The sequence below is a fragment of the Candidatus Cloacimonadota bacterium genome (assembly GCA_011372345.1).
Classification (GTDB): Bacteria; Cloacimonadota; Cloacimonadia; order Cloacimonadales; family TCS61; genus DRTC01.
On record DRTC01000249.1, the window covers coordinates 1 to 5,056 of the forward strand.

General features: G+C 37.4%; 5 protein-coding genes. 3 read left to right on the plus strand and 2 right to left on the minus strand.

Annotated elements, in window-relative coordinates; translation table 11 throughout:
* Window positions 1-170: 170 nt before the first annotated feature.
* On the minus strand, window positions 171-953 hold the full coding sequence (locus ENL20_04760) for a diaminopimelate epimerase (protein HHE37866.1): 783 nt from the start codon (window positions 951-953) through the stop codon (window positions 171-173).
* A gap of 241 nt (window positions 954-1,194) precedes the next feature.
* Complete coding sequence (locus tag ENL20_04765; protein HHE37867.1) at window positions 1,195-2,316, minus strand: M20/M25/M40 family metallo-hydrolase; 1,122 nt, start codon at window positions 2,314-2,316, stop codon at window positions 1,195-1,197.
* A gap of 286 nt (window positions 2,317-2,602) precedes the next feature.
* Here ENL20_04765 and ENL20_04770 point away from each other — a divergent pair, with 286 nt between their 5' ends.
* The 3 genes from ENL20_04770 to ENL20_04780 all read left to right on the plus strand — a co-directional run.
* Entirely contained in the window at window positions 2,603-2,881 is a 279-nt protein-coding gene (locus ENL20_04770; protein ID HHE37868.1) for a septal ring lytic transglycosylase RlpA family protein, read from the plus strand.
* Window positions 2,882-2,886: 5 nt separating this feature from the next.
* Complete coding sequence (locus ENL20_04775) at window positions 2,887-3,786, plus strand: pseudouridine-5'-phosphate glycosidase (protein HHE37869.1); 900 nt, start codon at window positions 2,887-2,889, stop codon at window positions 3,784-3,786.
* 360 nt (window positions 3,787-4,146) lie between these two features.
* Window positions 4,147-5,056, plus strand: a 910-nt coding sequence (locus ENL20_04780; GenBank protein ID HHE37870.1) for a GNAT family N-acetyltransferase, incomplete at its 3' end; no start/stop codon positions are given.

The window sequence follows — 5,056 nt, forward strand, 5'->3', positions numbered from 1 at the left end:
ATTCTGGAAATCATTGAACTGATTAAAAAGTGTGAATGTTAATGCTTTAATCCCACAACTGAAGTTGTGGATTTCTCTTATTATCTCATTCAGATTAGCCCTCAGTTTCAACTGTGGGAATATTGAAACAAATCCGAAGAAATTAATCCTTTCAAGGATTTTAAAAGTTCTCATATCTCATAAACACCGGAAAATACAAAACTCACTTCCCCGATCAAATAAATATGTTTCCCGTCAAACTCGACTTCTAATTCTCCACCCGGAACTTTGACATTTACAAAATGCTTAAGCAAATTCTGTTTTGTCCCTGAAAAAACAGCAGCACATGTTCCTGTTCCGCAGGCAAGAGTTGCTCCTGCTCCTCTTTCCCAGAATTTGATGACGATGTTTTGTTCATTGATGAGTTTTACAAATTCAACATTGGTTCCGTGAGTAAAATGAATATCTGTTTCGATCTTTTTTCCGGTTTTGGAGAAATCAAACTCATCGAAGTTTTCAACAAATGTTACAAAATGAGGATTTCCCAGAGAAATGTAATGTCCGGAAAAATGCTCGATCAGGATATTTTCTTCGATCATTTCCGGGATTCCCAGATCAACTTTCACGATTGGATTTTTTCCTGCTTTGACAATAATCCCTTTTTTTATTCCTGATTTTGTGTTAATGGAAAAAGTTTTTTTGTTTGTCTTGGAATATAAATAGGCAACCAGACAACGCAAAGCAGTTCCGCACATTTCAGCTTCCGAACCATCAGGATTGAATATTCTCATGAAAGAATCATTTTCGGGATCAGTGGAAACGATGACAATTCCATCAGCTCCGACTCCGAATTGACGATCGCAAGTTTTTTTTGCTAATTCAGAGAAATCGATGTCAGGAAGTTTCTTATCTAAAAAATAGAAGAACAGGTAATCATTTCCCTGTCCCTGCATTTTGAAAAAGTTCAGTTTCATTTTTTTTGCTCACGGATTTGACGGATTTGACGGATTATTTGGAACCGCGAATTAACACGAATGTTTGATTATTCATATTTAACATGATAGAACTTCATAATCCCGACAAGTCGGGAGGATGGAGTTCAGGATTTTGAAATATTGAACCTTTGCGTCATTTTTTTGCTCCTTTAAAACTTCCCAAATTTTTAGAAATTTGGTAAGTTTTTTCAATATTCAATTTTCAATAGAAAAAATTCAATCACTTCGAGTATTCCCGGATGATCTCCTTGATCCATCTCGCTCCGTCTTCCAAATCTTTAATGAGAATGAATTCATCGACTGTATGAACCTTGTTCATTCCGGTTCCCAGAACTCCCATTTTTAAACCATTCCGGTTGAAAATGTTAACATCACTTCCACCGCCGCTGATCGATGTTTTGAAATTCAATCCGCAGTTTTCAGATGCTTTTTTAACTAATTCCACAATATGATCCTCTTCATCTAACTTGAATGCCTGATATTCCTCTACAACTTTAATTTTAACATCCGCCTGAAAATCATCTAATTTATATTTTTCCGCTGTTTGTTTGATGGTTTCCGACATCTGTTTTGTCAAAATCCGCAATTTTTCGTTATTATGACTCCTTGCTTCGGCTTTGATCTTCACTTTGTTAGGAACAATATTTGTTGCTCGACCGCCTTTGATAACTCCAACATTGCAGGTTGTTTCATCGTCGATCCTTCCCATCGGCATTTTGGAAATTGCTTCTGCTGCGATCTTAATAGCATTTATTCCTTTTTCAGGTTCTGCTCCGGCATGAGCTTCTTTGCCGATAACCGTATATTTCATACTATTCTGGGAGGGAGCAGCGATCGTTATTTCCCCGATTTCATGTGCATCAAGAGCATATCCGATCTTGGATTTGATCATGGAATAATCCAGATATTTTGCGCCGAGAAGACCTATTTCCTCTGAGATCGTAAAAAGTACTTCAATGGGAGCGAGTCTTTCATTATTTTCTTTCAATTCTTTGATCGCCCAGACAATTTCTGCAATTCCCGATTTATCATCCGAACCGAGAACTGTCGTTCCATCCGAAATTATCCTGTCTTCCCTGATTTTAGGCTTAACTCCATTTCCCGGAACAACCGTATCCAGGTGAGCACAAAACAGGATCGGTTCTTTTTCTACTTTTCCCGGGAAATACGCATACAGATTTCCGACATTTCCTTCGGTCTTCTCATTTGCTTTATCAAAATGAACCACAGCTCCCAAATCCTGCAGATCTGCTTCCAGACTCAAAGCAATCTCCATTTCGTTCTTTGATTCGCTATCGATTTGGACTAATGAAATAAAATAATCAATGATCGTAGATCTCATTTATTTTCCTCTTAATAATTTTCTGCGTTATAACTTGTTTTCATTCAAAATTCTGTCAATCAGAAAAAATCATAGACAGTATTTGGAAAGAAAAAATTTTTTGATAACAAAAAAACAGGAGTCCGTTTTGAGATTTATACTTTTTGGAATGATTTTTTACATCATTTTAGGATGTGCTTCCAGTTCTGGTTATCAGACTAAAGGGGTTTCCAAAGAACCCTTACATCAGAAGTTTGGAACAGCAAAAACAAAGGAAAGCAAAAAAAAACAGGGAAATTCTCTATACATGGTAACCTCTTATTATGGAAAAAAATTTCATGGGAAACCAACTTCCAGCGGTGAGACTTTTGATATGAATGGTTTTACTGCTGCCCATAAAACACTTCCTTTCGGGACAAGGCTGAAAGTGACGAATGAAGATAACGGAAAAACAGTAACGGTTCGTGTTAATGATAGAGGACCATTCAAAGCAGGTCGAGACCTCGATCTTTCTTATGGAGCAGCAAAAAAAATTGGATTGATCGCTGCTGGTGTGAAAACTCTTAAAGTTGAGATTTTGGAGTAGAGAAGATGCCTGGATTTTTGGAAATAAATGAGAGGACTCGAGAAGCTTTTTATAATAAAAAGCCTGTAATTGCTTTGGAATCGACAATAATTTCACATGGTTTACCTTATCCTCAAAATCTGGAAGTTGCGAAAAACCTGGAAAGAATTGCTTTGGAAAATGGAGTTGTTCCGGCAACAATTTGCTTAATGAACGGAAAGATCAAGATCGGTTTGGAAGAATCCGAACTGGAGATTTTAGCAAAAAATCAGGATGTAAAAAAAGTTTCCAGTCGTGATATCGGAAGAATTTTAGTAAAGAAAGAAATCGGAGCAACAACTGTTTCAGCGACGATGAGATGTGCCTATCTTGCCGGGATAAATGTCTTTGCAACAGGCGGGATCGGCGGAGTTCACAGGAATGCTGAAATTAGTTTTGATATTTCAACTGATCTGATAGAACTTTCCCGAACTCCGGTAATCGTTGTTTCAGCCGGAGCAAAGGCAATTCTCGATCTTTCTAAAACTTTGGAAATGTTGGAGACTTTATCTGTTCCTGTTTATGGTTATGGAACTGATCATTTTCCAGCATTTTATTCCTCAAAAACAAATCTGAAAATTAACAGGATCGATTCAGCAAAACAAATTGCCGAAATTTTCAAAGAAAATCAAAAATTAGGATTATCAAATGGAATTCTGGTCGCAAATTCAATTCCTGAAAAATACGAAATTCCTTATACAGAAATGGAAGAATATATCGAGAAAGCTCTTCAGGAAGCAAAGAAGAAAGAAATAAAAGGACAAAAAGTTACTCCTTTCTTACTTTCGAAAATAGTAGATCTAACAAAAGGGAAATCGCTGTCAGCGAATATAAAATTGGTCGAGAATAATGTCAGGTTGGCATGTGAGATTGTGAAGAATTTGTAACACGGAACTCTGATCCGTTGTAATAATGAATCTTCGATTCAAAGTAGCACGAAATTGTTTTCCGTGAGAAAAGATAAAATTAACTCAAATTTAAAGCTTTAAAAGAGTCGGAGACTCGTGATACAGTAGCACAGAATTGCATTCTGTGAAATGGATTCTGCATAATTTAAATTGTCTTTGCGAGGTCTCATTCAAAAAAATTCTTCCGAAGCAATCTGCTCCTCTAACTGAATGTGAAGCAAGAGATTGCTTCGTTTGTAACAGCAAGAAGAAAAACTCGCAAAGACATGTTTTTTGAATTCTGCTGAAAAACACTCAGTTATGCAGAACTCATTTCTGTGAAAAGAAAGGAGCAAAAAAGTGGATAAAATAATTTTCCGAAAATACAACAAAGAAAAAGACAAAAACGCAGTTCATCGCATCTGGAAAGAAGTGGGCTGGCTGGAAAAAGGCAAAGAAAAAGTAATGGATCTGATGCTGAAACCGGCAAATGTTCTGGTCGCAGAGATAAACAGGGAGATCGAAGTGCTGGCAAAAACGGTTCCCGGCACGATAAAATATCTCGATGAGGAATTGAAATTTTCCGGAGTAACAGCAGTTACGACCAGCAGGATCGCCCGTAAAAAAGGTTTAGCATCGAAACTGACAGCTCGCGTTATTGCCGAATCTGCTGAAAAAGGTGCTTTAGTTTCCGGATTGGGAATTTTCGAGCAGGGATTTTATGATAAACTCGGTTATGGAAGCGGATGTTACGAGCATATCATTTACTTTGATCCTGCCGACCTGAAAGCGAATTCTGATTTTCGTATTCCCAAAAGATTGACCAAAAAGGATTGGAAAGTCATTTATAAATCGCGTATAAGCCGGAAAAGATTTCACGGTGCTATTAATTTCGGTAAACCGGAAACAACTCATGCTGAAATGATCTGGGATGATAAGAATTTCGGTCTCGGTTATTTTGATGGAAAAAATGGAGAATTGACGCATCATATCTGGTTTTATGTCAAAGATGTGGAACAAGGTCCTTATTGGATCAACTGGATGTGTTATCAGAATTCTGCTCAGTTTTTGGAATTACTGGCTTTGATCCGCAGTCTTGGAGATCAGGTCAGGTTGGTCAGTTTTATCGAACCGCCCAATATCCAGATGCAGGATTTCCGCAAACAACCTTTCCGTTTCCGGCAATTGACCGAAAAATCAAAATTTGAGAATAAGATGAAGGCAACAGCCTTCTGGCAGATGAGGATTTGTAGCCTGGAAAAATGTTTGG